General features: G+C 46.9%; 23 protein-coding genes. 4 read left to right on the top strand and 19 right to left on the bottom strand.

What is annotated here, in order from left to right; genetic code table 11:
* Positions 1–267: 267 nt before the first annotated feature.
* From hemG to VNE01S_RS17770, 3 genes are read right to left on the bottom strand one after another with little or no spacing between them, the layout of a single operon-like run.
* Positions 268–798, bottom strand: coding sequence for a menaquinone-dependent protoporphyrinogen IX dehydrogenase (hemG, locus tag VNE01S_RS17780; RefSeq protein ID WP_053394311.1), 531 nt, complete (start codon positions 796–798; stop codon positions 268–270).
* Positions 799–807: 9 nt separating this feature from the next.
* Positions 808–2,265, bottom strand: a complete 1,458-nt coding sequence (locus tag VNE01S_RS17775; RefSeq protein ID WP_053394312.1) for a TrkH family potassium uptake protein — start codon at positions 2,263–2,265, stop codon at positions 808–810.
* Positions 2,266–2,308: 43 nt separating this feature from the next.
* Positions 2,309–2,932, bottom strand: coding sequence for a YigZ family protein (locus VNE01S_RS17770; RefSeq protein ID WP_053394313.1), 624 nt, complete (start codon positions 2,930–2,932; stop codon positions 2,309–2,311).
* Between the two features lie 259 nt (positions 2,933–3,191).
* Between VNE01S_RS17770 and fadB the strand changes: the two genes are divergently transcribed.
* Together fadB and fadA are read left to right on the top strand one after the other, a co-directional pair.
* Positions 3,192–5,363 carry a fatty acid oxidation complex subunit alpha FadB gene (gene fadB / locus VNE01S_RS17765; protein ID WP_053394314.1) on the top strand — a complete coding sequence of 724 codons (2,172 nt, stop codon included), beginning with the start codon at positions 3,192–3,194 and terminating at the stop codon, positions 5,361–5,363.
* 13 nt (positions 5,364–5,376) lie between these two features.
* Complete coding sequence (gene fadA / locus VNE01S_RS17760; RefSeq protein ID WP_053394315.1) at positions 5,377–6,552, top strand: acetyl-CoA C-acyltransferase FadA; 1,176 nt, start codon at positions 5,377–5,379, stop codon at positions 6,550–6,552.
* A gap of 48 nt (positions 6,553–6,600) precedes the next feature.
* On the opposite strand, the gene punR is transcribed toward fadA, so the two are convergent.
* The gene (gene punR, locus VNE01S_RS17755) at positions 6,601–7,509 is read right to left on the bottom strand and encodes a DNA-binding transcriptional activator PunR (protein WP_053394316.1); all 909 of its coding nucleotides are present in this window, start codon (positions 7,507–7,509) and stop codon (positions 6,601–6,603) included.
* A 142-nt stretch (positions 7,510–7,651) separates the two neighbouring features.
* On the opposite strand from punR, the gene punC reads away from it, so the two are divergent.
* A complete protein-coding gene (punC, locus tag VNE01S_RS17750) occupies positions 7,652–8,851 on the top strand; it encodes a purine nucleoside transporter PunC (protein WP_053394317.1) in 1,200 nt (399 codons plus the stop codon).
* 44 nt (positions 8,852–8,895) lie between these two features.
* Here the strand turns inward: punC and VNE01S_RS17745 are convergent, their stop codons facing one another.
* Complete coding sequence (locus VNE01S_RS17745; RefSeq protein WP_053394318.1) at positions 8,896–9,672, bottom strand: transporter substrate-binding domain-containing protein; 777 nt, start codon at positions 9,670–9,672, stop codon at positions 8,896–8,898.
* A gap of 100 nt (positions 9,673–9,772) precedes the next feature.
* On the opposite strand from VNE01S_RS17745, the gene VNE01S_RS17740 reads away from it, so the two are divergent.
* A complete protein-coding gene (locus tag VNE01S_RS17740) occupies positions 9,773–10,513 on the top strand; it encodes an amino acid ABC transporter permease (protein ID WP_053394319.1) in 741 nt (246 codons plus the stop codon).
* 66 nt (positions 10,514–10,579) lie between these two features.
* Here the strand turns inward: VNE01S_RS17740 and glmU are convergent, their stop codons facing one another.
* The 14 genes from glmU to mnmG all read right to left on the bottom strand — a co-directional run.
* Positions 10,580–11,941 (bottom strand): bifunctional UDP-N-acetylglucosamine diphosphorylase/glucosamine-1-phosphate N-acetyltransferase GlmU, encoded by a 1,362-nt coding sequence (gene glmU / locus VNE01S_RS17735; RefSeq protein ID WP_053394320.1) that lies wholly within the window; start codon positions 11,939–11,941, stop codon positions 10,580–10,582.
* A gap of 152 nt (positions 11,942–12,093) precedes the next feature.
* Positions 12,094–12,516 (bottom strand): F0F1 ATP synthase subunit epsilon, encoded by a 423-nt coding sequence (locus tag VNE01S_RS17730; protein WP_053394321.1) that lies wholly within the window; start codon positions 12,514–12,516, stop codon positions 12,094–12,096.
* Positions 12,517–12,534: 18 nt separating this feature from the next.
* Positions 12,535–13,938 carry a F0F1 ATP synthase subunit beta gene (atpD, locus tag VNE01S_RS17725; protein ID WP_053394322.1) on the bottom strand — a complete coding sequence of 468 codons (1,404 nt, stop codon included), beginning with the start codon at positions 13,936–13,938 and terminating at the stop codon, positions 12,535–12,537.
* 35 nt (positions 13,939–13,973) lie between these two features.
* The gene (atpG, locus tag VNE01S_RS17720; protein WP_053394323.1) at positions 13,974–14,840 is read right to left on the bottom strand and encodes a F0F1 ATP synthase subunit gamma; all 867 of its coding nucleotides are present in this window, start codon (positions 14,838–14,840) and stop codon (positions 13,974–13,976) included.
* 42 nt (positions 14,841–14,882) lie between these two features.
* Complete coding sequence (gene atpA, locus VNE01S_RS17715) at positions 14,883–16,424, bottom strand: F0F1 ATP synthase subunit alpha (protein WP_053394324.1); 1,542 nt, start codon at positions 16,422–16,424, stop codon at positions 14,883–14,885.
* 12 nt (positions 16,425–16,436) lie between these two features.
* Positions 16,437–16,970 carry a F0F1 ATP synthase subunit delta gene (gene atpH / locus VNE01S_RS17710; protein WP_053394325.1) on the bottom strand — a complete coding sequence of 178 codons (534 nt, stop codon included), beginning with the start codon at positions 16,968–16,970 and terminating at the stop codon, positions 16,437–16,439.
* Between the two features lie 14 nt (positions 16,971–16,984).
* Positions 16,985–17,455 carry a F0F1 ATP synthase subunit B gene (gene atpF, locus VNE01S_RS17705; protein ID WP_053394326.1) on the bottom strand — a complete coding sequence of 157 codons (471 nt, stop codon included), beginning with the start codon at positions 17,453–17,455 and terminating at the stop codon, positions 16,985–16,987.
* A gap of 71 nt (positions 17,456–17,526) precedes the next feature.
* Complete coding sequence (atpE, locus tag VNE01S_RS17700; RefSeq protein ID WP_002540812.1) at positions 17,527–17,781, bottom strand: F0F1 ATP synthase subunit C; 255 nt, start codon at positions 17,779–17,781, stop codon at positions 17,527–17,529.
* A 57-nt stretch (positions 17,782–17,838) separates the two neighbouring features.
* Positions 17,839–18,651, bottom strand: coding sequence for a F0F1 ATP synthase subunit A (atpB, locus tag VNE01S_RS17695; protein ID WP_053394327.1), 813 nt, complete (start codon positions 18,649–18,651; stop codon positions 17,839–17,841).
* Between the two features lie 8 nt (positions 18,652–18,659).
* The gene (locus tag VNE01S_RS17690; protein WP_053394328.1) at positions 18,660–19,049 is read right to left on the bottom strand and encodes a F0F1 ATP synthase subunit I; all 390 of its coding nucleotides are present in this window, start codon (positions 19,047–19,049) and stop codon (positions 18,660–18,662) included.
* A 187-nt stretch (positions 19,050–19,236) separates the two neighbouring features.
* Positions 19,237–20,118 carry a ParB/RepB/Spo0J family partition protein gene (locus tag VNE01S_RS17685; protein WP_053394329.1) on the bottom strand — a complete coding sequence of 294 codons (882 nt, stop codon included), beginning with the start codon at positions 20,116–20,118 and terminating at the stop codon, positions 19,237–19,239.
* Positions 20,119–20,141: 23 nt separating this feature from the next.
* On the bottom strand, positions 20,142–20,915 hold the full coding sequence (locus VNE01S_RS17680; protein ID WP_053394330.1) for a ParA family protein: 774 nt from the start codon (positions 20,913–20,915) through the stop codon (positions 20,142–20,144).
* Positions 20,916–20,929: 14 nt separating this feature from the next.
* Positions 20,930–21,562 (bottom strand): 16S rRNA (guanine(527)-N(7))-methyltransferase RsmG, encoded by a 633-nt coding sequence (rsmG, locus tag VNE01S_RS17675; protein ID WP_053394331.1) that lies wholly within the window; start codon positions 21,560–21,562, stop codon positions 20,930–20,932.
* Positions 21,562–23,008, bottom strand: a 1,447-nt coding sequence (gene mnmG / locus VNE01S_RS17670; protein WP_061781657.1) for a tRNA uridine-5-carboxymethylaminomethyl(34) synthesis enzyme MnmG, incomplete at its 5' end; no start/stop codon positions are given. The genes rsmG and mnmG, both read right to left, overlap by 1 nt.

Below are 23,008 nucleotides of genomic sequence, written 5' to 3'. Positions count from 1 at the left end.
TTTCGTTCTGAGCTTTGCTCAAAACGGACGGCCATTTTAGCGAGATAAAGTTTAGTGTCAACCACTTTTTTCAAACTTTCTTTAAGTCTTTCGACTTAGCTAATTGACCTGCTAACTCGTTGTCGTTTCTTACGAAGCGTTCCCGTGTCAGCGAGGGGGCATTATAGAGATCGGATTTATCTTGGCAACCCTTTTTGTGTATTTTTTTCTACTTTCTTATCGTTCGATTATTTATTAACCCGAACGCCTCAAAAATAGACATTTCAATTACAGTTCCATAAATTTTTTGGCAAAAGAACTGACTTTATTCCAGTTGGTGTACTCCACCTCTTTTGTGGTATCCGTTTCACCACCTGTCATGGTCATAATAAGTTTAATCATCATTTTGTCGAAGAAACCGTAGCGTGGGTAGTAAAGAGCCCCCGCGAATACACCTATCAGTTTAGGTTGCCATGGCGATTTCTGTAAAAACTTCTGAATGTATGCGCTACCTTCGGGTGTGTCTTTACCTTGTTCTTCTTTACGAGCAGTTAAGTTAACGCAGAAGAATGCCACTTTGTCACTGCTCTTAAGTTGATGAAGGTTCTTTTCTATAAACTGATAGAGCTTTTTATTGAGATGCCCATAACGAATAGAGGCTCCAATCAGAACGCGGTCATACTGCGCTAAATCTATTGTGTCTATTTCATGGAGATCGCGACACTCACAACTCAGCTCATCAAGCTCGTCTTTTATATAGTTAAGAATTTTCTTGGTTTGACCTTCACGTGAAGAGTATAGAAATAATGCTTTTTCCACTATTGCTCCTTAACTGCGCCAGAAGGTTGGCGTTAATAGTATGAGTAAGGTGAAGACTTCTAATCGACCGAATAGCATAGAGACAATCAGTACCCATTTAGCCTTGTCATTAATATCACCAAAGTGCAATGCAACCTCTCCTAAACCTGGGCCCAGGTTGTTGAGTGTCGCAGCGACTGCAGAGAATGCACTAAGCTCATCAATTCCTGTGGCAATCAAACCCAACATGCATACCACAAAGACCAAAGCATAAGCAGAGAAAAATCCCCACACTGCATCCACCACTCGCGGGGATAGGGCTGTTCCACCCACTTTAATCGTATATACGGCGCGAGGGTGTACCAATCGCTTCAGCTCTCGGACCCCTTGTAATGTCAGCAGTAATATACGTATCACTTTCATACCACCACCAGTTGAACCGGCGCACCCACCTATAAAAGAAGAGAACAGCAGTAAAACGGGTAAGAATAGTGGCCAATCTGCGAAACCGGTTGTGGTAAAACCTGCCGTCGTAGAGATAGAAACCGTTTGGAATAGCGCTTGATCAAAAGCATCGTAATAGGTGTCGTAAGAATGGTGGTTGAGTAGCATAACAAAGCACACAACCAACAATAGAAACTGTATAAAGAGGAATGCTCTAAACTCAGGGTCTTTCCAGTAATACTTGGGATGAACCCCACCTGAGGCAAAAGCCGCAAAATGGAGTGAGAAATTACACGCTGAAATGAGTAGGAACACAACGGTGATCAGGTTGACGGCATAGCTATCAAAATATCCCATACTGGCATCGTGAGTGGAAAATCCGCCAATCGCAATGGTCGAAAAACTATGGCCAATCGCATCAAAGGGCGTCATACCTGCAAACCAAAAAGCCAGCGCACACGCGATGGTCAAACTAAGGTAGATATACCAAAGCGCTTTCGCGGTTTCGGCAATTCGCGGTGTCATTTTGCTGTCTTTGACCGGACCAGGGATTTCCGCTCGGTATAACTGCATACCACCAATCCCCAGTACTGGTAATATTGCCACCGCTAGCACGATGATCCCCATACCACCAAACCATTGTAGAAACTGGCGATAAAACAAAATGGCCTTAGGGAGGTCATCTAACCCCACAATTACCGTAGCCCCTGTGGTGGTGAGAGCAGAAAACGACTCAAAAAACGCGTCGGTCACCGAAATATTGGGATTATCAGACAAGAGAAATGGTATGGAACCAGCACTGCCAAGTACCGTCCAAAACAGTACTACGATTAGAAAGCCATCTCTTGCTTTTAGTTCGTGTTTGAAGCGTCGATTTGGGAACCAACAGACGGCCCCGCAAAAAAGCAGAACAAAAAAGGTGGTAACAAAAGCCACCCCTGCGCCATCGCGATAGATTAGCGCCACCAGCGCCGGAGCCAACATTGAAACACTAAAAAGCGCGAGCAAAAGCCCGACGATACGGATAATTGAACGAAATTGCATTGATAGACTGACTAATGAAGCAGAGCTTCCGACTTCCTGAGTTTTAATTTCCGTTAAGAGGCGTAACGAGTGCCTTAGCACCACTTTTATTTATTACAGCCTGCGTAAAATCGCTGACTTGGCGAAGCTCAATGTCCACAACCAGCTTGACTTGGTCACTATAGACAGCGTCAATCTCTTTGGCTTCAAACTGCCCGATCAGAGACTGGATTATAGGCATAAACCCATAGTCTAACTCGACTTGCAACTGAGTGGTTATTTTTTTCTCAATTGTTTGAACCCGCTTGAGGGCTTGTTGTACTCCGCCTCCATATGCTTTCACCAAGCCACCTGTACCTAACTTGATCCCACCAGAATACCGAGTCACCACCGCCGTCAACTCTCCGATGCCAGATCCCGACAATTGCGCCAACATCGGTTTCCCAGCGGTTCCTGACGGTTCACCATCATCACTAAACCCCCACTTCATCGAGTCTTCCGCGCGACCAGCGACAAACGCCCAACAGTTATGGCGTGCATCGGCGTGCTTGGTCTTGATCTGTTCCACAAACGCTTTAGCACTACCAATCGACGGAGTATGAGCTAAATAAGTAATAAAGACGCTCTTTTTGATTTCTTCTTCAAATTGAACGGTATGAGCGGGGATCAGATAAGGCTGGTCATTCATAGCATTTGTAGGTGTTAAGTGGTGGAAAGAGTTTATCACGGGAAACAATCAAGCGTCGCCTAAGATCTGTCACAGCGCACAATGTTAAACACTTGTTTAAAAAATGTATTGAATTTAACCATGGGGGCGTCCACACTCAAAATACTGGTCAAACCAGGCTAAAAATATAACAACTTTCTGGTTATCCACCCTAGTACGTGAACACTTTCAGGATAGATAGACAAACACAATCCACGATTGTATGTCATGGAGATAGACAATGATTTACCAAGCCAACACCCTCACGGTAAAGGAACTTCAAGATGGAATTGCTGAACTCAGTTTCTGCTCTCCCAATTCCGTCAATAAACTCGATCTGGCAACTTTAGAGTCTCTTGATAAAGCCTTAGACACACTACAGACCCACCCAGGTTTGAAAGGGCTACTACTGACTTCAGATAAGGACACTTTTATCGTCGGTGCAGATATCACCGAGTTTTTAGGTTTGTTCGCGAAAACCGAAGCCGAGCTCGACACTTGGCTACAATTTGCCAATAGCATCTTCAATAAACTTGAAGATCTGCCAGTCCCAACCCTCGCAGTTCTTAAAGGTCACACTCTGGGCGGTGGATGTGAGTGTGTACTCGCTACCGACATGCGCGTTGGTGATAAAACCACCAGCATCGGACTACCAGAAACCAAACTGGGCATTATGCCAGGCTTTGGTGGTTGTGTGCGCCTGCCCCGTGTTATCGGCGCCGATAACGCAATGGAAATCATCACTCAGGGGAAAGCATGCCGCGCCAATGAAGCGCTTAAGCTTGGATTACTTGATGCCGTAGTGGAGTCAGATTCACTGTACGAATCTGCGTTAGCCACACTGACTCAAGCAATCAACGAGAAGGTCGATTGGCAAACACGCCGTAAACAAAAGACTTCAGCACTGACACTCAGCAAACTTGAGTCGATGATGAGCTTCACCATGGCAAAAGGCTTGGTGGCACAAAAAGCAGGCCCCCACTACCCTGCACCAATGGCCGCCGTAAACACCATCGAAGAAGGGGCTCGCTTTGCACGTAATGAAGCTCTAGACGTTGAACGTAAGTACTTTGTGAAACTGGCGAAATCTGAAGAAGCAAAATCATTGGTTGGTTTGTTCCTCAATGACCAGTACATCAAAGGCATCGCCAAGAAAGCAGCCAAAGCCGCCAACCAAGACACTCAACGAGCAGCGGTATTAGGCGCGGGTATTATGGGTGGCGGTATTGCCTACCAGTCTGCGTTAAAAGGTGTGCCAGTGGTAATGAAAGACATTGCCCAAGCGTCACTCGACCTCGGTATGACTGAAGCGTCTAAACTGCTCAACAAGCAATTAGAGCGTGGTCGTATTGATGGCTTCAAAATGGCGGGGATTCTGGCTTCTATCACACCAAGCCTTCACTACGCTGGCATCGAAAATTCAGACGTTATCGTCGAAGCGGTGGTTGAAAACCCGAAAGTGAAAGCGTCAGTGCTGAGCGAAGTCGAACAGCAAGTGGATGAGAATACGGTGATTACCTCAAACACCTCGACCATTCCAATCAACTTGCTGGCGAAATCACTCAAACGTCCAGAAAACTTCTGTGGTATGCACTTCTTTAACCCAGTACATCGCATGCCTTTGGTGGAGATTATCCGCGGCGAGCACACGTCTGACGAAACCATTAACCGTGTCGTGGCTTACGCAGCCAAAATGGGTAAATCTCCAATCGTGGTCAATGACTGCCCTGGATTCTTCGTCAACCGCGTACTATTCCCATACTTCGGCGGCTTTAGCCTATTACTACGCGACGGTGCGGACTTTACTCACATCGATAAAGTGATGGAACGTAAGTTTGGCTGGCCGATGGGTCCTGCTTACCTATTGGACGTAGTCGGTATCGACACTGCACACCACGCACAAGCAGTAATGGCGCAAGGCTTCCCTGAACGCATGGGTAAACAAGGTCGTGACGCGATTGACGCTCTGTATGACGCCAATAAATATGGTCAGAAAAACGGTAGTGGTTTCTATAACTACACCGTTGATAAAAAAGGCAAGCCGAAGAAACTTTACTCTGAAGACGTGCTGTCGGTATTTGCTGACGTATGTTCAGAGTCACAAACGTTCGATGACCAAACGATCATCCAACGTATGATGATTCCGATGATCAACGAAGTGGTGCTGTGTCTACAAGAGAAGATCATTGCCTCTCCGCAAGAAGCAGATATGGCATTAGTGTATGGCTTAGGCTTCCCTCCATTCCGTGGCGGTGTCTTCCGTTACCTAGATAGCCTCGGTATTGCTGAGTTTATTGAAATGGCGAAACAGTATGAGGATCTGGGTGCGATGTACCGCGTTCCACAAATGCTTATCGATATGGCGGCCAAAGGTGAAACCTTTTATGGCGCACAACAGCAAAGCTCTATCTAAGGAGGGATAGCAAATGACTTTAAATACAAGAAATGTTGTCGTTGTAGATTGTCTACGTACACCAATGGGTCGCTCTAAAGGCGGTGCATTTCGCCACACCCGTGCTGAAGACTTATCAGCACACCTAATGAAAGGGATTCTGGCGCGTAACCCGCAAGTCAACCCAAGTGAGATTGAAGATATTTACTGGGGCTGTGTTCAACAAACGCTAGAGCAAGGCTTTAACGTTGCACGCAATGCGGCGTTGCTGGCGGGGCTTCCGATTGAAGTTGGTGCAGTCACAGTCAACCGCCTGTGTGGTTCATCGATGCAAGCGCTGCACGATGGCACGAGAGCAATCATGACTGGTGACGCTGAAATCTGCCTGATCGGTGGCGTTGAGCACATGGGGCATGTACCTATGAACCACGGCGTCGATTTTCACCCAGGTATGGCGAAGAATGTCGCGAAGGCCGCGGGCATGATGGGCTTAACCGCAGAAATGCTTGGCAAGCTGCATGGTATTAGCCGCGAACAACAAGACGCATTTGCCGCACGTTCACACGCACGAGCACACGCAGCCACTGTTGAAGGCCGCTTTAAGAGCGAGATACTGCCTATTGAAGCTCACGCGGCAGACGGCACACTCTTTACCCTCGACTATGATGAAGTTATTCGTCCCGAAACCACGGTTGAAGGCTTATCGCAACTTCGTCCGGTCTTCGACCCTGCCAACGGTACAGTCACCGCGGGTTCTTCATCTGCGTTGTCAGACGGCGCATCCGCGATGCTGATCATGAGCGAAGAAAAAGCCAACGAGTTAGGCCTAACCATCCGTGCACGCATTAAGGGAATGGCGATCGCGGGTTGCGATCCATCCATCATGGGCTACGGACCAGTACCCGCAACGAAAAAAGCACTCAAGCGGGCAGGACTGTCTATCGAAGATATGGATGTCGTCGAGCTAAACGAAGCATTTGCAGCGCAGTCGCTTCCTTGCGCTAAAGATCTGGGCCTACTGGATGTCGTGGATGAAAAGGTGAACCTCAACGGTGGAGCGATCGCACTCGGTCACCCATTGGGTTGTTCGGGTTCACGTATCTCCACGACGCTGATCAACCTAATGGAAGCCAAAGACGCTAAATACGGCCTGGCGACCATGTGTATTGGTCTTGGTCAGGGGATCGCGACGGTATTTGAGCGTCCTTAACTAAACCCATAAAGTACAGACGCCAGCTTAATTGAGCTGGCGTTTTTGTTAGGACTGCAACCAGTCCTGATAGAGTTGCTCGCTCGAGCCCAAATAGTTCACCATCCATTCGATCATCTTATGGTTATCATCTTTACGCCAGACTAAACAACACTGACTGAGTGGCTTGTCTGCTGGCAAAATTTTTTCCACCAGCAATCCTTCAGCAATCAGTGGCTGCGCAATATGCCTTGGCATATAACCGACGCCTACCCCGTTTTTTAAACACTCGATTGCACTGTACCAATTGGGCAAAAGCAGTCGGCGCTGCTCTGGGTAATGCACGGTATGACGCTTTGGCAGCACGTTAGAGGTATCATCCAAACAGATAGACGGAAACTGGCTAACAAACTCTTCACTTAGGTTTTGCTCACGCACACAAGGATGGCTTGACGACATCACAAATGCCCAATCGAGGATCCCCATATCTTTAACCTCAAAGTCACCGCCAACCGGGATAGCCGAGGTTGCACCAACCACTATATCTGCGCGCCCTTGTGAGATCGCTTCCCATGAACCGTTGAACACTTCCATGTTGATTTGCAGCTCCGCGTGAGGGAATGTGGCATAAAAGTCTTCAATAAGAGGCTTTAAGCGCTCCAGTTTGACCACGTTGTCCAAAGTGATCTTAAGCGTCTTTTGCCAACCATGAGCGGCGCGGCGGGTTTGCGCTTTAACCTCTTCCATCTGGCGCAACATGGTTCTTGCCTGTTCAATGAACAACTCTCCCGCCGGGGTCAATTCCACCTTTCTTGGCAAACGACGAAACAACACCACATCAAGCTCTTGCTCTATCTGCCTAATGCTGTAACTAATAGCCGAAGGGACCTTATGCATCACTTCCGCTGCGGCAGTAAAACTGCCTAATCGGGAAACCGTGTCCACCAGCTCTAACGATGATTGGGAAAAAGAACTCACAAACAACCTTTCAAATTTTTTGATTGATAACTACAAATTTTAGCGTTTCATTTTATGAATTGCGAAAAATACAATGTCTAGGCTAATAAAAACGTTCAAACAAATGAACAACTATTAATCAATATTTTTGAATGGAATAACGATGAAGATTTCAAAATTACAGCTTTTCTATTTATCTGCGCTGTCAATGCTCGGCTTTATCGCAACGGATATGTACCTGCCAGCATTCAAGGCGATGGAAATTGACTTTGCAACTGGGCCAGAGCAAATCGCTTTATCGTTGACAGTTTTCCTTGTTGGTATGGCACTCGGGCAACTGTTGTGGGGCTTAGCTTCGGATAAATTTGGCCACCGCAATACCCTAGCAGCAGGCTTGTTACTGTTTACTGTGGCCTCGTTTGGTTTGGCATTTAGCGACCAAGTTTGGCAACTGCTAACGCTGCGCTTTGTGCAGGCCATTGGGGTATGTGCCCCAGCCGTGATTTGGCAAGCAATGGTGATCAAGCGTTACACCAGCAGCAGTCAGCAAATTTTTGCCACCATCATGCCGCTTGTGGCTCTGTCCCCTGCGCTGGCACCACAACTTGGCGTGTTACTGGCCGATAACTTTGGCTGGTACAGTATTTTTATCGCACTTACTGCGATGGGCGTATTGCTGGTCATGGCCACACTGGCACAAGCAAATGAAGTAGTGGAAGAAAAACAAACCAGTGTCGCTGCCGATATCAAGGCACTGATTGGCTCCAAGTCGTACCTAGGTAACGTTCTGATGTTTGCTACTGCTTCTGCGGCGTTCTTCGCTTACTTGACGGGTATGCCAGAAATCATGGCGCAGCTTGGTTATGAAGCCAAAGACATTGGTTTGAGTTTTATTCCACAAACCATCGCGTTCATGGTGGGTGGCTACTTAGGCAAAGTAGGTGTGAAAAAATATGGGGATGAGAAGGTACTGCGCCAGTTGATCGGACTATTCAGCGTCTCTTCACTGCTGATCTTTATCGCATCTCAATGGGATTTAACGTCTATTTGGCCGATCCTTGCGCCATTCTGCTTGATCGCAGTAGCAAACGGGGCACTTTACCCAATCGTGGTCAACCGTGCTTTAGCAAGCGCAAAACAGAGCCCAGCCACCGCGGCAGGCTTGCAAAATAGCCTACAGATCAGTGTCAGCAGCCTATCTAGCGCACTGGTAGCAGCGCTAGCAAGTCAGGCACAAGTGGTAACTGGTATCGCAATTGTACTGTGTATGGGCGGTCTATGGTTTGGTTATGTACTTTCCAACCGAGAGTTATCAGAACAATTCACAGTGCCAGATAACGCGCGCGTCGTCAGCGATGAGTAACTCAATCAAAAAGAGCCGCGATTGCGGCTCTTTAGTTATCAGTGCTAAAGGCTTTTCAGCCCCCACTTTTCGGCCGTCTGTTTAAAGAACCCCTGAGTTTTCTTTAATTCCACCCAGTGGTTGATGTAGTTGATCCACACTTGGTCATCTTGAGGGAGCAACATCGCGATCGGTGTCGGACGACGAGGCTCCTTCACTGGCACGATCGCCAATTGCTTGAATTTACCTACCAGCGTCGCCGCTTCCACATTTGACGTCACCGACACATCTGCGCGCTTGGCCAACAGCTCCTGGAAGTCTCTCGCTGGCGCCTCAATAACAATATGAGTTGCCGAAGGGAAAAACTCCTTCACCATTTTCTCTTGCACGGTCCCCAGCGTTGCGGCAACTTTTACTTGTGCGTTATCAAAATCGCTCCAGTCAGAGAACTTGGCTAAGTCTTTTTTCTGCACCACAGGGACAAAGGCGAGATAAAAATACGGCTGACTATAACCCGCTACTTTAGCGCGCGACATATTGAGTGACGCACTGCCCGTCACGTCATACTTACCCGCCGTGATGCCATTCACTAGCGTTTTCCAATCCGTTGCCACGTATTCGACTTTCACACCAAGATCTTTGGCCAACTCCGTCGTCACATCAATATCAAATCCCCGGTAACTATTGGTCGCCGGATCTTTCATCGTCATTGGATTCCAGTCCCCTGTGGTCCCGACGCGCAGTACACCCGCGTCCAAAATATCGTGCAGTCGACTCTTGGCATTGGCAAAACCGCTCACAGCAAGTAAAGAAAGCCCTAGCGCTAACAGAAGTTTTTTCATTGTTTTTCCTTAATATAAGTTCCGTTTAAGATTTAAAAACGCATCCTTGATAACATAGCAGCAACAAAGGACATTTTTTAGTCAGGTCAGGGAAAGAAGCGTGAATTGTCGATATCTATGGTTATTTTTGCCATTGCTCATCACAGGCTGTGCCGATTACCAGTGGGGCTGGTATGTACTCGATCCGACAACTCAGCAAGGCCAAACTAATCTGAAATTCCTTGTCGCCGGTTTCTCCGATACGATCATGGTCTCTTTGATTAGTATGCTGCTTGCGATAAGTATCGGCTTACTCATTGCTCTGCCTGCTTTATCCGGCTCGAAGCTTCTCTATGCATTCAATCGAATCTACGTTGAAAGTATTCGCTCTATTCCGGTCTTGGTCCTGCTACTTTGGGTTTACTACGGAATGCCAACGCTGCTCGATATCTCACTGAATCATTTCTGGGCGGGTGTTATTGCTCTCTCGATTGCTGAAAGTGCTTTTATGGCTGAGGTTTTCCGTGGTGGGATTCAGGCGATTGCGCGTGGTCAACACGAAGCAGCGGAATCGTTAGGATTAAACTACTGGCAAAAAATGCGCTTAGTGATTTTGCCACAAGCATTCAGGCAGATTTTACCACCGCTCGGGAATCAGTTTGTTTATATCCTCAAGATGAGCTCGCTCGTCAGTGTAATTGGTTTAAGCGATTTAACCCGACGCGCCAATGAGCTGGTGGTTAATGAGTACTTACCTTTGGAAATTTATACCTTTTTGGTCTTAGAATATTTGGTATTGATCCTATTGGTTTCGCAAGCAGTACGTTGGTTAGAGAGACGTATTGCTATACCTAGCCACTAGAAACAGCAAAGCCGCTCCCTCGGGAGCGGCTTTGTTTAATACAAGCTCACGATCAAATCGTTAGCGTTACTTCTGTTTTACTGGACGCTGCCAGCCTGTGATTTTGCGTTCTTTCACGCGAGTGATCACTAACTCACCTGCTTCAACATCTTTGGTCAAAGTGGTACCAGCACCGATGGTCGCACCATCCGCGATAGAAACTGGCGCCACCAGCTGGCTGTCAGAGCCAACGAATACATCATTACCAATCATGGTTTTAAACTTGTTCGCACCGTCATAGTTACAAGTAATAGTACCTGCGCCAATGTTGGTGCGCTGACCAATTTCAGCATCGCCTAAGTAAGTCAGGTGGTTGGCTTTTGAACCTTCGCCAATGCGGGCATTTTTCACTTCAACAAAGTTACCGACGTGAGCGTCGTTGCGCAGCTCTGCACCAGGGCGAAGACGAGTAAATGGACCAACCGTACACTCTTCACCAACGGTTGCTCCTTCAATCACACTGTATGGACGAACGATAGTGTTATCGTCGATTTCACAGTCTTTCAGCACACAGCCAGCACCGATCATCACGTTATCACCGAGAGTCACCTTGCCTTCGACAATCACGTTAGCATCGATTTCACAATCCATACCACACTGCAGTTCACCACGCAGATCAAAGCGAGCAGGATCACGCAGCATTACGCCTTGCTCAAGAAGCTTCTGAGCTTGCATCGCTTGAAAGGCACGCTCTAATCGAGCTAACTGTGCTCGGTCGTTTACCCCTTCCACTTCAATTGGAGTCACAGGGTGAACCGCTTCTACCGCACGGCCTTCTTCATGCGCCGCTGCAATCACGTCTGTCAGGTAGTACTCGCCTTGCGCATTGTTGTTGTTTAAGCCAGACAACCAACGCTTAAGATCACCACCCGTTGCGACCATCACTCCCGTGTTGATTTCTTTAATCTGCTTTTGTTCTTCTGTTGCGTCTTTCTGCTCAACAATTGCGACTACCGGGCCGTTTTTACGCACGATACGGCCGTAACCCATTGGGTTATCCAGTACAACGGTCAACAGCGCAATACCGCCCGTAGGCTGTGCATCAAGCAAGCTCTCAATAGTCTCCTCAGAGATTAATGGCACATCGCCGTAAAGCACTAAGATCTTCTCGTCGTCTTCAAATTTAGGCGATGCTTGGTCAACCGCATGGCCTGTCCCCAACTGATCCGCTTGAAGCACCCAGTTTACTGGCTCTTCAGCAAGAGTGGTTTGCATTTGGTCTCCACCGTGGCCATACACCAAATGGATATTTTGCGCACCTAAGCTCGAGCAAGTATCAATGACGTGCTTAGCCATTGGCTTACCTGCCAATGTGTGCAGGACTTTAGGTTTATTGGAATACATACGGGTGCCTTTACCCGCTGCGAGGATAACCGCGCTAAATTTCATAAGATTTGCCTTTGGACGTTGTAATTAAGCTGCTGAGTATTCTAGAGGTTGGAATAAGAATAGTTAATTATATTGGAAAAGTTTTTAATAAAAAATAAGCAAAAAGGCGGTCAAGTGACCGCCTTTATCATTTTTAAAACGCTACTAAAGGTTTAGCGACGTTTCTTTGTCAGCTCGATAACACGTAGCTGAGCAATGGCTTTCGCCAGCTCACTGGCCGCTTGAGCGAAGTCCATATCACCATGCTGATTCTGAATTTTCTCCTCAGCGCGGCGCTTGGCTTCTTCTGCCTTCGCTGCGTCTAGCTCTTCACCACGGATAGCTGTATCAGCCAGTACAGTTGCTGTACCCGGCTGAACTTCTACCATACCACCAGAAACATAAATGATTTCTTCGTGGCCGTGCTGTTTCACAATACGCACCATACCAGGCTTAATAGCGGTCAGTAACGGAGTGTGACCATGGAAAATACCAAGTTCACCTTCGCTACCGGTCACCTGAAATGTTTCTACGCGACCAGAGAAGATTTTCTTCTCAGCGCTAACAACATCTAGGTGAAAGGTTATTGGTGCCATATCGCCTCCTAGTTAGCCTTATAGCTTCTTAGCATTCTCAATAGCATCGTCAATTGTACCGCAGTACATGAACGCTTGCTCTGGAACGTCATCGTAATCACCAGCTAGTAGACCTTTGAAGCCACGTAGAGTCTCTTTAAGAGGTACGTAAACACCTGGGTCGCCAGTAAATACTTCCGCTACGTGGTAAGGCTGAGTTAGGAAACGTTCAATCTTACGTGCACGAGATACAACTTGCTTATCATCTTCAGATAGCTCGTCCATACCTAGGATAGCGATGATATCTTTCAGCTCTTTGTAGCGCTGAAGTGTCTGCTGAACACCACGAGCTACGTCGTAGTGATCTTGACCGACAACCAATGGATCAAGCATACGAGACGTTGAATCCAGTGGGTCAATCGCAGGGTATAGACCCATTGCTGCGATGTTACGGTTAAGTACAACCGTTGCATCTAAGTGTGCGAACGTGGTTGCTGGAGATGGGTCAGTCAAGTCATCCGCAGGTACGTATACCGCCTGTACAGACGTGATAGAACCTTGCTTAGTTGACGTGATACGTTCCTGAAGAACACCCATTTCCTCTGCTAGTGTAGGCTGGTAACCTACTGCAGACGGCATACGACCTAGCAGCGCTGATACTTCTGTACCTGCTAGTGTGTAACGGTAGATGTTATCTACGAACAGTAGAACGTCACGACCTTCGTCACGGAAACGCTCTGCCATTGTTAGGCCAGTCAGCGCAACACGTAGACGGTTACCCGGTGGCTCGTTCATCTGACCGTAAACCATTGCTACTTTAGATTCTTCAGGCTTCTCAACGTTTACAACGCCCGCTTCCTGCATCTCAAAGTAGAAATCGTTACCTTCACGAGTACGCTCACCAACACCAGCAAATACTGACAGACCTGAGTGTTGTAGTGCGATGTTGTTGATAAGTTCCATCATGTTAACGGTCTTACCTACACCTGCACCACCGAATAGACCGATTTTACCACCCTTAGCGAATGGACAAATTAGGTCGATTACTTTAACGCCAGTCTCTAGTAGAGCTGTTTCATTAGATTGCTCTTCGTAGCTTGGTGCTTCACGGTGAATAGAGTAAGTCTCTTCTGCACCGATCTCACCACACTCATCAATCGCATCACCAAGTACGTTCATGATACGACCTAGGGTCTTAGTACCTACTGGTACTGAAATTGGAGCGCCAGTGTTTACAACTTCAACTCCACGACGTAAACCATCTGAGCTACCCATTACGATACAACGAACTACGCCACCGCCTAGCTGTTGCTGAACTTCAAGAACGAGACGCTCTTTTGAGTCCGTTACGTTTAGAGCGTCATATACACTAGGTACTTCGCTCTGTGGGAACTCTACGTCGACTACCGCACCGATGATCTGTACGATCTTACCTGTAGCCATCGTTAATCCTCTAAACTATTTCGTTTTACCTAAGCTTAAACCGCAGCAGCACCTGATACGATTTCCGACAGTTCTTGTGTGATCGCAGCCTGACGAGCTTTGTTGTACACAAGTTCTAAATCGTCAATCAAGTTGCTTGCGTTATCGGTTGCAGCCTTCATTGCAATCATTCGAGCCGCTTGCTCACAAGCAAGGTTCTCTACTACACCTTGGTAAACCTGAGACTCCACATAACGCACCAAAAGTGCATCCAGTAGAGGTTTTGGTTCAGGCTCATAGATGTAGTCCCATGAGTGCTCACGCTGCATCTCTTCGCTGTCCGATTTAGGCAAAGGTAGCAATTGATCGATCGTTGGTTCTTGAACCATAGTATTCACAAATTTGTTGAACACTACGTATAAACGGTCCAATTCACCTTCATCGTATTTCTTTAGCATTACGCTTACAGAACCGATTAGGTCTTCAAGACTTGGGCTATCGCCAAGGCCAGAAACCTGAGCAGCCACTTTTGCGCCGCTATTGTTGAAAAATGCTGTTGCTTTAGAGCCAACAACTGCTAGCTCTACTTCAGCACCTTTCTGTTTCCAAGCTTGCATGTCTGTGATGGCTTTCTTGAACACGTTAATGTTCAAACCACCACACAAGCCACGGTCTGTAGAAACGATGATGTAACCAACTCGCTTTGCTTCACGCTCTTCTAGATACGGATGACGATACTCTAGATTTGCGTTTGCTACGTGACCGATCACTTTACGCATTGTTTCAGCGTATGGACGAGAAGCTTCCATTGCATCTTGAGAACGACGCATTTTTGAAGCTGCTACCATTTCCATCGCTTTCGTAATTTTCTGCGTGCTTTTAACACTACCGATTTTATTACGTATCTCTTTTGCGCCGGCCATCGTTACTCTCCATTAGTTGGTGGCATTACTGCCACCGACCTATTACCAAGTTTGGGTTGCTACAAAGTCGTCTGTCAGCTTCTTAAGCTGCGCTTCAACTTCATCGTTGTATGCACCCGTCTTGTCGATCTCAGCTGCAAATTCAGCGTATTGACCGCGAGCGTACGATAGTAGAGCCGCTTCAAAATCTAGCAGTTTGTTTAGTTCAACATCTGCTAAATAGCCACGCTCTGCCGCGAAGATAGTTAGAGCTTGGTCAAATACAGACATAGGAGCATACTGCTTCTGCTTCATTAGTTCTGTCACTTTTTGACCGTGGTCTAGCTGCTTCTTCGTAGCTTCATCAAGATCAGACGAGAACTGTGCGAATGCCGCAAGTTCACGGTACTGAGCTAGTGCTGTACGGATACCGCCAGATAGCTTCTTGATGATTTTCGTTTGCGCTGAACCACCTACACGAGATACTGAGATACCTGGGTCAACCGCTGGACGTACACCTGCGTTGAATAGCTCAGTTTGTAGGAAGATCTGACCGTCGGTAATCGAGATTACGTTAGTCGGTACGAATGCTGAAACGTCACCTGCTTGAGTTTCGATGATAGGAAGAGCAGTCAAAGAACCAGTCTTACCTTTCACTTCACCGTTAGTGAACTTTTCTACATACTCTTCGCTTACACGAGCAGCACGCTCAAGTAGACGCGAGTGGAGGTAGAAGACATCACCCGGGAATGCTTCACGGCCCGGTGGACGTTTTAGTAGTAGAGAGATCTGACGGTAAGCTACCGCTTGTTTAGATAGATCATCATAAACAATCAGTGCGTCTTCGCCGCGATCGCGGAAGTATTCACCCATCGCACAACCTGCGTATGGCGCTAGGTATTGTAGCGCTGCAGATTCAGAAGCAGATGCAACTACCACGATAGTGTTTTGTAGTGCGCCGTGCTCTTCTAGTTTGCGAACTACGTTAGCGATAGTCGATGCTTTCTGACCGATTGCTACGTAGATTGAGAAAATACCAGAGTCTTTCTGGTTGATGATCGCGTCGATCGCCATTGCTGTTTTACCAGTCTGACGGTCACCGATTACAAGCTCACGCTGACCACGACCGATTGGGATCATTGAGTCAACTGACTTATAACCAGTTTGCACAGGTTGGTCTACCGATTTACGGTCGATTACACCTGGTGCGATCATTTCTACAGGCGAAGTCATTTTCGCTTCGATTGGACCTTTACCATCGATAGGCTCACCCAGCGTGTTTACAACACGACCAAGCATTTCAGGACCAACTGGCACTTCAAGAATACGACCAGTACCTGTAACTTTCATGCCTTCCTTAAGGTCAGCATATGGGCCCATTACAACCGCACCAACCGAGTCACGCTCAAGGTTAAGTGCTAGTGCATAACGGCCACCCGGTAATTCAATCATTTCACCTTGCATCACGTCCGCTAGGCCGTGAATGCGGATGATACCGTCGCTTACCGAAACGATAGTACCTTCATTGCGAGCTTCACTAACAACTTCGAAAGATTCGATACGCTGTTTGATCAGATCGCTGATTTCCGTGGAATTAAGTTGCATGTTCAATCCCCATTAAGACTGCAATGCATCGCTCAGACGGTCTAGTCGACCACGTGCTGAGTTATCGATGACTAAGTCTCCGGCTCGAATAATCACCCCACCAAGTAGGGCCTCATCTACACTGCAATTCAGCTTCACTTTGCGTTCTAGACGCTGCTCAAGCTTGCTACTGATGTCTGCGCGTTGTTCATCAGAAAGTTCGGTTGCTGAAAGTACTTCAGCTTCGATCTCTTTCTCATGCTCTTTCTTCAAAATGAAGAATTGTTCACAAACTTCAGGAAGGGCCGTTAAACGGCCATTCTCAGCCATTACCTTCAAAAGGTTTTGGCCATTTGCATTAACTTGCTCGCCACAAACGGCAACAAGGATCTCTGCTAGTTTGTCAGCAGAAACAGAACTGGTTAACAGCTCTTTCACTTGTGCATTGTTTGCAACTTCAGCAGCGAAAGACAACATTTGACCCCATTGGTCAAGTTCTCCTTTCTCTACAGCAAAGTCGAAGGCTGCTTTAGCATAGGGGCGTGCGATAGTAGTCAAATCAGACATATGCGCCCCCAGACTTAAAGTTTTGCAGTAATGTTGTCGAGAATATCTTTGTGCACATCTTTATCGATAGAACGCTCAAGGATTTTCTCAGCACCAGCTACAGCCAGAGTTGCAACTTGTTTGCGCAGGTCATCGCGCGCACGGTTGCGTTCAGCTTCAAGTTCTGCTTCAGCTTGAGTAAGGATTTTCTGACGTTCAGTCTGAGCTTCCTCACGTGCTTCATCTAGAATTTGAGCTTTACGCTTATTCGCTTGCTCGATGATCTCAGTTGCTGTGCGCTTCGCTTCTTTCAACTGATCAGAAGCGTTGGCTTGTGCTAGGTTCAAGTCTTTTGCAGCACGTTCTGCCGCTTGTAGACCGTCAGCAATTTTCTTCTGACGCTCTTCGATCGCTTGTATGATTAGTGGCCATATATATGTCATACAGAACCACACAAACAGTGCAAACGAAATTGCTTGACCTAGCAGAGTTGCGTTTATATTCACAACAGCTACCCCTCTATTTGGACTTAGTGTTAATCAGTGACAAACCAATGTTTGCCTTGAGTTAAAGGAGATTAACCTAGTTGACCAACGAATGGGTTTGCGAAAGTGAATAGTAGTGCGATTACGATACCGATCATTGGAACCGCATCCAATAGACCAGCGATGATGAACATCTTAACTTGCAGCATAGGAGCCATTTCTGGTTGACGTGCAGCACCTTCAAGGAATTTACCACCTAGAAGTGCGAAACCAATCGCTGTACCAAGAGAAGCAAGACCGACGATAATACCTACGGCGATTGCAGAAAAGCTCAGTAAAGTTTCCATTACTATCTCCAATTTATAGTTGTTGGCTAGTTGCCCAAATAAAAAGCTTTAAAAAAATTAATGATCACTGTCTTCGTGTGCCATTGACAGATAAACAATTGTCAACATCATAAACACGAAGGCTTGAATCGTAATAACCAAGATATGGAATATCGCCCATGGTAATGAGCCCATCCATTGTAAATACCATGGTAGCATTGCCGCACAAAGAATGAATACAACCTCACCCGCGAACATGTTACCGAATAGACGCATACCGAGTGATAGAGGTTTCGCAAGTAGCGATACCACTTCAATCAGAAGGTTAAACGGAATCATCACTGGGTGATTGAATGGATGTAGAGCCAATTCTTTAGCGAATCCACCTAGACCTTTCACTTTGATGCTGTAGTAAATCATCAGAGCGAAAACGCCTAGAGCCATAGCCATGGTGATATTCACATCAGCTGATGGTACAACCTTAAGGTAAGGAATACCGAGCCAATGCTCTGCTGGGTACGGTAAGAAGTCGATAGGAACTAAGTCCATCACGTTCATCAAAAATACCCAACAAAAGATAGTCAGTGCTAAAGGCGCGATCAGTGGGTTGCGTCCATGGAACGTGTCTTTGACGTTATCCGCGACAAATTCAACGATCATTTCTACAGCACACTGAAGCTTACCTGGTACACCCGCTGTTGCTCTCTTCGCTACTTTGTAAAAAATTCCGAGGAAAATTAAACCAGTAAACCAAGAAAAAAACAGGCTATCGATATGTACGTTCCAGAAACTTGCTTCATCCGCTACCAAACCTAATTTCGCAAGCGATAGGTTTGCCAAGTGGTGGGCAATGTATCCGGACGACGTTAGCGCTTCACCTGGCGCAGCCATAACTCATCCTATTTTTTGTTGTTAATGAATAGCACTGGCGCACAGATATTAATACCTAGAGCCAGCAAATAGGTTAGCTTGAGTGGAACGAGTTCCACCTGCATATACATGTAGGCAACGGTGAATAGAGCGACCGTGATGAGAATTTTCAGTGCTTCGCCTGTATAGAAAGAGGCCGTAATTTGCTTTGCAGCACGAGCTCCACTAAACATAAAAGCACACAGCGCAAAAACCGCATTAGCGATGACAAATATACCACCACCAATTAGCGCTGAAATTCCCCATTCAGCATTCACAGCTACAGCCATTCCTGCCGCCAATAGTGTAACCGCGCCAAACTGGATCATTAACAATTGCTTTGCAAGCTCTCGTCCTGGTCTAGCTAACGCAGCTACCATGTATTCGTACCTCTGTTAAAATCCACAGCTGTTACTACCTCAGTGCTGGGAAATTGGCGAAAATTATACGATGAGTGCACCCGAATGCAATGAAAACACGGGAAAAAGTTACAATTTTGTTTACAAACCGACAACTTTCGCACAAAAATTCGTTTTTTACATAATTGATTGAGATCAATTATGTCATTTAGCTCTCTAGCTTGGCAATTAGTTGCTCTAATTTGTGAGGCTCATCAAGACTAATTGTCATTTTTGACGCACCGTTCTTTGCTCGCACAATATTCACTTTTGCACCAAGCATTTCACTCAGTTTTTGTGACATTTGTTGTGCTACAGCGTCTTGAGACTCGTTTTTTTCCTCAGACTGTGGCTGGAGACACTTTTTAACAAATTGCTCGGTCTGACGAACGGTCATTTGCTTCTTAGCTACTTGCTGTGCCACTTCAACTTGCTGCTCACCTTCCAGTGACAATAGCGCGCGTGCATGCCCCATCTCTAACGCCTTATCAGCCACTAGAGCTTTGACTTCGCTCTCTAGCTGATTCAAACGGAGTAGGTTGCTGACGGTCGTGCGAGACTTACCAATCACATCCGCGACTTGTTGATGAGTCAACGAGAACTCACCTTGTAAGCGATCGAGAGCCTGAGCTTCTTCGATCACATTCAGATCTTCGCGCTGAATATTCTCGATCAAAGCCATGGCGATCGCCGCGCGATCTTCCACTTTCTTGATCACACAGGGCACTTGTTTCAAACCGGCTTTACGCGCTGCTCGCCAACGACGTTCGCCTGCGATGATTTCAAACCGCTCCGCATCAATTTGACGCACGACGATCGGTTGAATGATGCCTTGCGATTCAATGGAAGCCGCAAGTTCTTCTAATGCCTCTGGAGACATGTCTTTGCGCGGCTGATAAATCCCCGGTTTTAGGCTATTGATGTTTAAGTCTTTTAATTCACCGTCAGACGATAGCTCTTGGCTATGTAACGCGCTTTGCTGTTTTTCACGCGCGAGTGAGCTCGTCGAGAGCAGAGCATCAAGCCCTTTACCTAAACCACGTTTAGACATATGCCGGAGTTCCTTTGTTAGGTTTATGCAGGTACTTCTTCGCGGCGTAGCATTTCACCCGCTAAGGCTAGGTATGCTTTTGCGCCTGCAGAGTATTTGTCGTAGTACATGGCTGGTTTGCCATGACTTGGCGCTTCGGCCAAACGAACGTTACGAGGAATAACAGTGCGGTACACTTTGCTACCAAAGTGTTTTTTCAGCTGGTCAGAGACTTCGTTGGAAAGTCGATTTCGTGGGTCGTACATGGTACGAAGCAAACCTTCAATTTTAAGGTTTTCATTCACCACTGCAGCCAGCTTGCTGATTGTATCCATTAATGCTGTTAAACCTTCTAAGGCGAAATACTCACACTGCATTGGAACCAGAACAGAGTCTGCGGCAGCCATCGCATTGATTGTAAGAAGGTTTAGAGAGGGAGGACAATCGATAAAGATGAAATCATAGTTATCACGAACTGATGCCAATGCATGTTTGAGGCGAACTTCGCGGGCAAACACTTCCATCAATTTGATTTCAGCCGCGGTCACATCACCGTTGGCGGCGATCAAATCGTAGTTGCCAGACGTGCTTCGACAGACCACGTCATCAAATGCGACATCTTCGACTAACAATTCGTACGCCGTGGCGTCGACTTGGTATTTATCCACGCCACTGGCCATGGTTGCGTTCCCTTGTGGATCGAGATCAATCACCAAGACTTTACGCTTTGTGGCAGCCATGGAGGCCGCCAAGTTAATGCATGTTGTTGTCTTACCAACACCACCCTTCTGGTTGGCGATTGCTACGATTTTTCCCACAATGAACCTCGCTTTTATTCCTTGCGCGATAAGATTACTAGATGACGCTCACCTTCCAATTCAGGAACATTCAAAGCTTTGATGTCGCTCACAGAACACCACTCAGGTAATAGTTCAATCTCATCCTGTGGTAATTGTCCTTTTAGGGCGAGGAAAAGTCCTGTGTCCGATTTTGGCAAATGGTGACACCAATTGACCATATCTACCATAGAAGCAAACGCTCGGCTCAGTACCGCATCAAACTTTTCTTCTGGCTGGAACTCTTCCACGCGACTCTGAATCGGTGTCACATTTTCGATTTTCAGTTCATGAAGGACTTGTTTGATAAAGCGAATGCGCTTGCCAAGGCTATCAAGCAAATAGAACTCTTTATCTGGGTTCATGATCGCTAAAGGAATCCCAGGTAGCCCTGGCCCTGTCCCAACATCAATAAAACGCTCACCTTGTAAGTGAGTGCTGACAATGATGCTATCCAGAATATGTTTCACTAACATTTCCTGCGGATCGCGTACCGATGTTAGGTTGTAGGCTTTGTTCCACTTATCGAGCATTTCAACGTAGCCGATAAGCAGCTCGCGCTGCTGCTCTGAAACGTCTAAGCCTGCTTGGGCGATTAAGTCATCGAGTTTACTACGAAGTGAGCTCATTACGCGTCCTCGCCTTTTTTCAACATACCGTGCTTTTTCAAGTGCACAAGTAGAATGGAAATCGCTGCTGGTGTAATACCTGAAATACGAGAAGCAATACCAATCGATTCAGGTTTCGCTTCGTTCAGTTTGGCGATCACTTCATTGGAAAGCCCTTTCACTGCAGAGTAATCAAGATCCACAGGTAGTTTTGTATGCTCATGACGCAGCGATTTTTCAATCTCGTCTTGCTGACGCTTAATGTAACCTTCGTATTTCACCTGAATTTCAACTTGCTCTGCTGCCTGTTGATCTTCCAACGCAGGAGAAAATGCCTCTAACTGCGTTAATTGCTCGTAAGTCATTTCAGGACGACGCAATAGATCTTCACCGCTCGCCTCACGGATCATGGGTGTTTTCAGCAGAGCATTCAGATCATCAATACCTTCCGATTTTGGGTTCATCCAGACATCTTTCAGGCGTTGGCGTTCTTTCTCGATGTTATCGACTTTTTCGTTGAATCGCGCCCAGCGAGCATCATCAATCAGGCCGAGTTCACGCGCTTGTTCTGTCAGGCGTAGATCAGCATTGTCTTCACGCAATAACAAACGGTATTCAGCGCGAGAGGTAAACATGCGATATGGTTCTTTCGTGCCCATAGTGGATAGATCGTCAATCAGCACGCCCATGTACGCTTGGTCACGGCGCGGGCTCCAGCCCTCTTTGCCTTGGCTGTGTAAGCTGGCGTTTAGGCCGGCCATCAAGCCTTGTGCTGCTGCTTCCTCGTAACCCGTTGTGCCATTGATTTGTCCAGCAAAGAATAACCCATTAATAAATTTGGTCTCATACGTCTGTTTCAGATCGCGAGGGTCAAAGAAATCGTACTCGATAGCATAACCAGGACGCACAATATGCGCGTTTTCAAATCCTTTCATTGAACGTACGATTTGCACTTGAACGTCAAAAGGTAGGCTGGTGGAAATACCATTCGGGTACAACTCATGGGTCGTCAGCCCTTCAGGTTCGATAAAGATTTGGTGACTGTTTTTATCCGCAAAACGCATCACTTTATCTTCGATAGAAGGGCAGTAACGTGGGCCAATCCCTTCGATCACGCCAGCGTACATCGGGCTGCGATCAAGGTTGCTTCGAATGACATCGTGAGTTTGTTCGTTAGTGTGCGTGATGAAGCATGGGATTTGACGCGGATGCTGGCTACGCTCACCCAAGAAAGAAAATACTGGTGTTGGGTTGTCACCGTGTTGGGCTTCAAGCTGAGAAAAATCAACACTGCGTGCATCGATGCGAGGTGGGGTACCTGTTTTTAAACGATCCACTCTGAATGGCAAATCTCGCAGACGATCCGCCAGTGCGATCGACGGTGGATCTCCCGCCCGGCCACCAGAAAAGTTTTCCATGCCAATGTGGATCTTACCACCCAAGAAAGTACCCACTGTGAGTACCACG

Origin of the sequence: Vibrio nereis NBRC 15637, assembly GCF_001591105.1 — a bacterium.
Taxonomy (GTDB): Bacteria; Pseudomonadota; Gammaproteobacteria; order Enterobacterales; family Vibrionaceae; genus Vibrio; species Vibrio nereis.
Note: the sequence above shows the minus strand (reverse complement) of the source record. Positions and strands in the feature narration are given on the sequence as shown.

Excerpts from the sequence above, each read along its gene's own strand:
- VNE01S_RS17775 (WP_053394312.1), bottom strand. The coding sequence starts at position 2,265 with ATGCAATTTCGTTCAATTATCCGTATCGTCGGGCTTTTGCTCGCGCTT.
- VNE01S_RS17770 (WP_053394313.1), bottom strand. The coding sequence starts at position 2,932 with ATGAATGACCAGCCTTATCTGATCCCCGCTCATACCGTTCAATTTGAA.
- fadB (WP_053394314.1), top strand. The coding sequence starts at position 3,192 with ATGATTTACCAAGCCAACACCCTCACGGTAAAGGAACTTCAAGATGGA.
- fadA (WP_053394315.1), top strand. The coding sequence starts at position 5,377 with ATGACTTTAAATACAAGAAATGTTGTCGTTGTAGATTGTCTACGTACA.
- punC (WP_053394317.1), top strand. The coding sequence starts at position 7,652 with ATGAAGATTTCAAAATTACAGCTTTTCTATTTATCTGCGCTGTCAATG.
- VNE01S_RS17745 (WP_053394318.1), bottom strand. The coding sequence starts at position 9,672 with ATGAAAAAACTTCTGTTAGCGCTAGGGCTTTCTTTACTTGCTGTGAGC.
- glmU (WP_053394320.1), bottom strand. The coding sequence starts at position 11,941 with ATGAAATTTAGCGCGGTTATCCTCGCAGCGGGTAAAGGCACCCGTATG.
- VNE01S_RS17730 (WP_053394321.1), bottom strand. The coding sequence starts at position 12,516 with ATGGCACCAATAACCTTTCACCTAGATGTTGTTAGCGCTGAGAAGAAA.
- atpD (WP_053394322.1), bottom strand. The coding sequence starts at position 13,938 with ATGGCTACAGGTAAGATCGTACAGATCATCGGTGCGGTAGTCGACGTA.
- atpG (WP_053394323.1), bottom strand. The coding sequence starts at position 14,840 with ATGGCCGGCGCAAAAGAGATACGTAATAAAATCGGTAGTGTTAAAAGC.
- atpA (WP_053394324.1), bottom strand. The coding sequence starts at position 16,424 with ATGCAACTTAATTCCACGGAAATCAGCGATCTGATCAAACAGCGTATC.
- atpH (WP_053394325.1), bottom strand. The coding sequence starts at position 16,970 with ATGTCTGATTTGACTACTATCGCACGCCCCTATGCTAAAGCAGCCTTC.
- atpE (WP_002540812.1), bottom strand. The coding sequence starts at position 17,781 with ATGGAAACTTTACTGAGCTTTTCTGCAATCGCCGTAGGTATTATCGTC.
- atpB (WP_053394327.1), bottom strand. The coding sequence starts at position 18,651 with ATGGCTGCGCCAGGTGAAGCGCTAACGTCGTCCGGATACATTGCCCAC.
- VNE01S_RS17690 (WP_053394328.1), bottom strand. The coding sequence starts at position 19,049 with ATGGTAGCTGCGTTAGCTAGACCAGGACGAGAGCTTGCAAAGCAATTG.
- VNE01S_RS17685 (WP_053394329.1), bottom strand. The coding sequence starts at position 20,118 with ATGTCTAAACGTGGTTTAGGTAAAGGGCTTGATGCTCTGCTCTCGACG.
- rsmG (WP_053394331.1), bottom strand. The coding sequence starts at position 21,562 with ATGAGCTCACTTCGTAGTAAACTCGATGACTTAATCGCCCAAGCAGGC.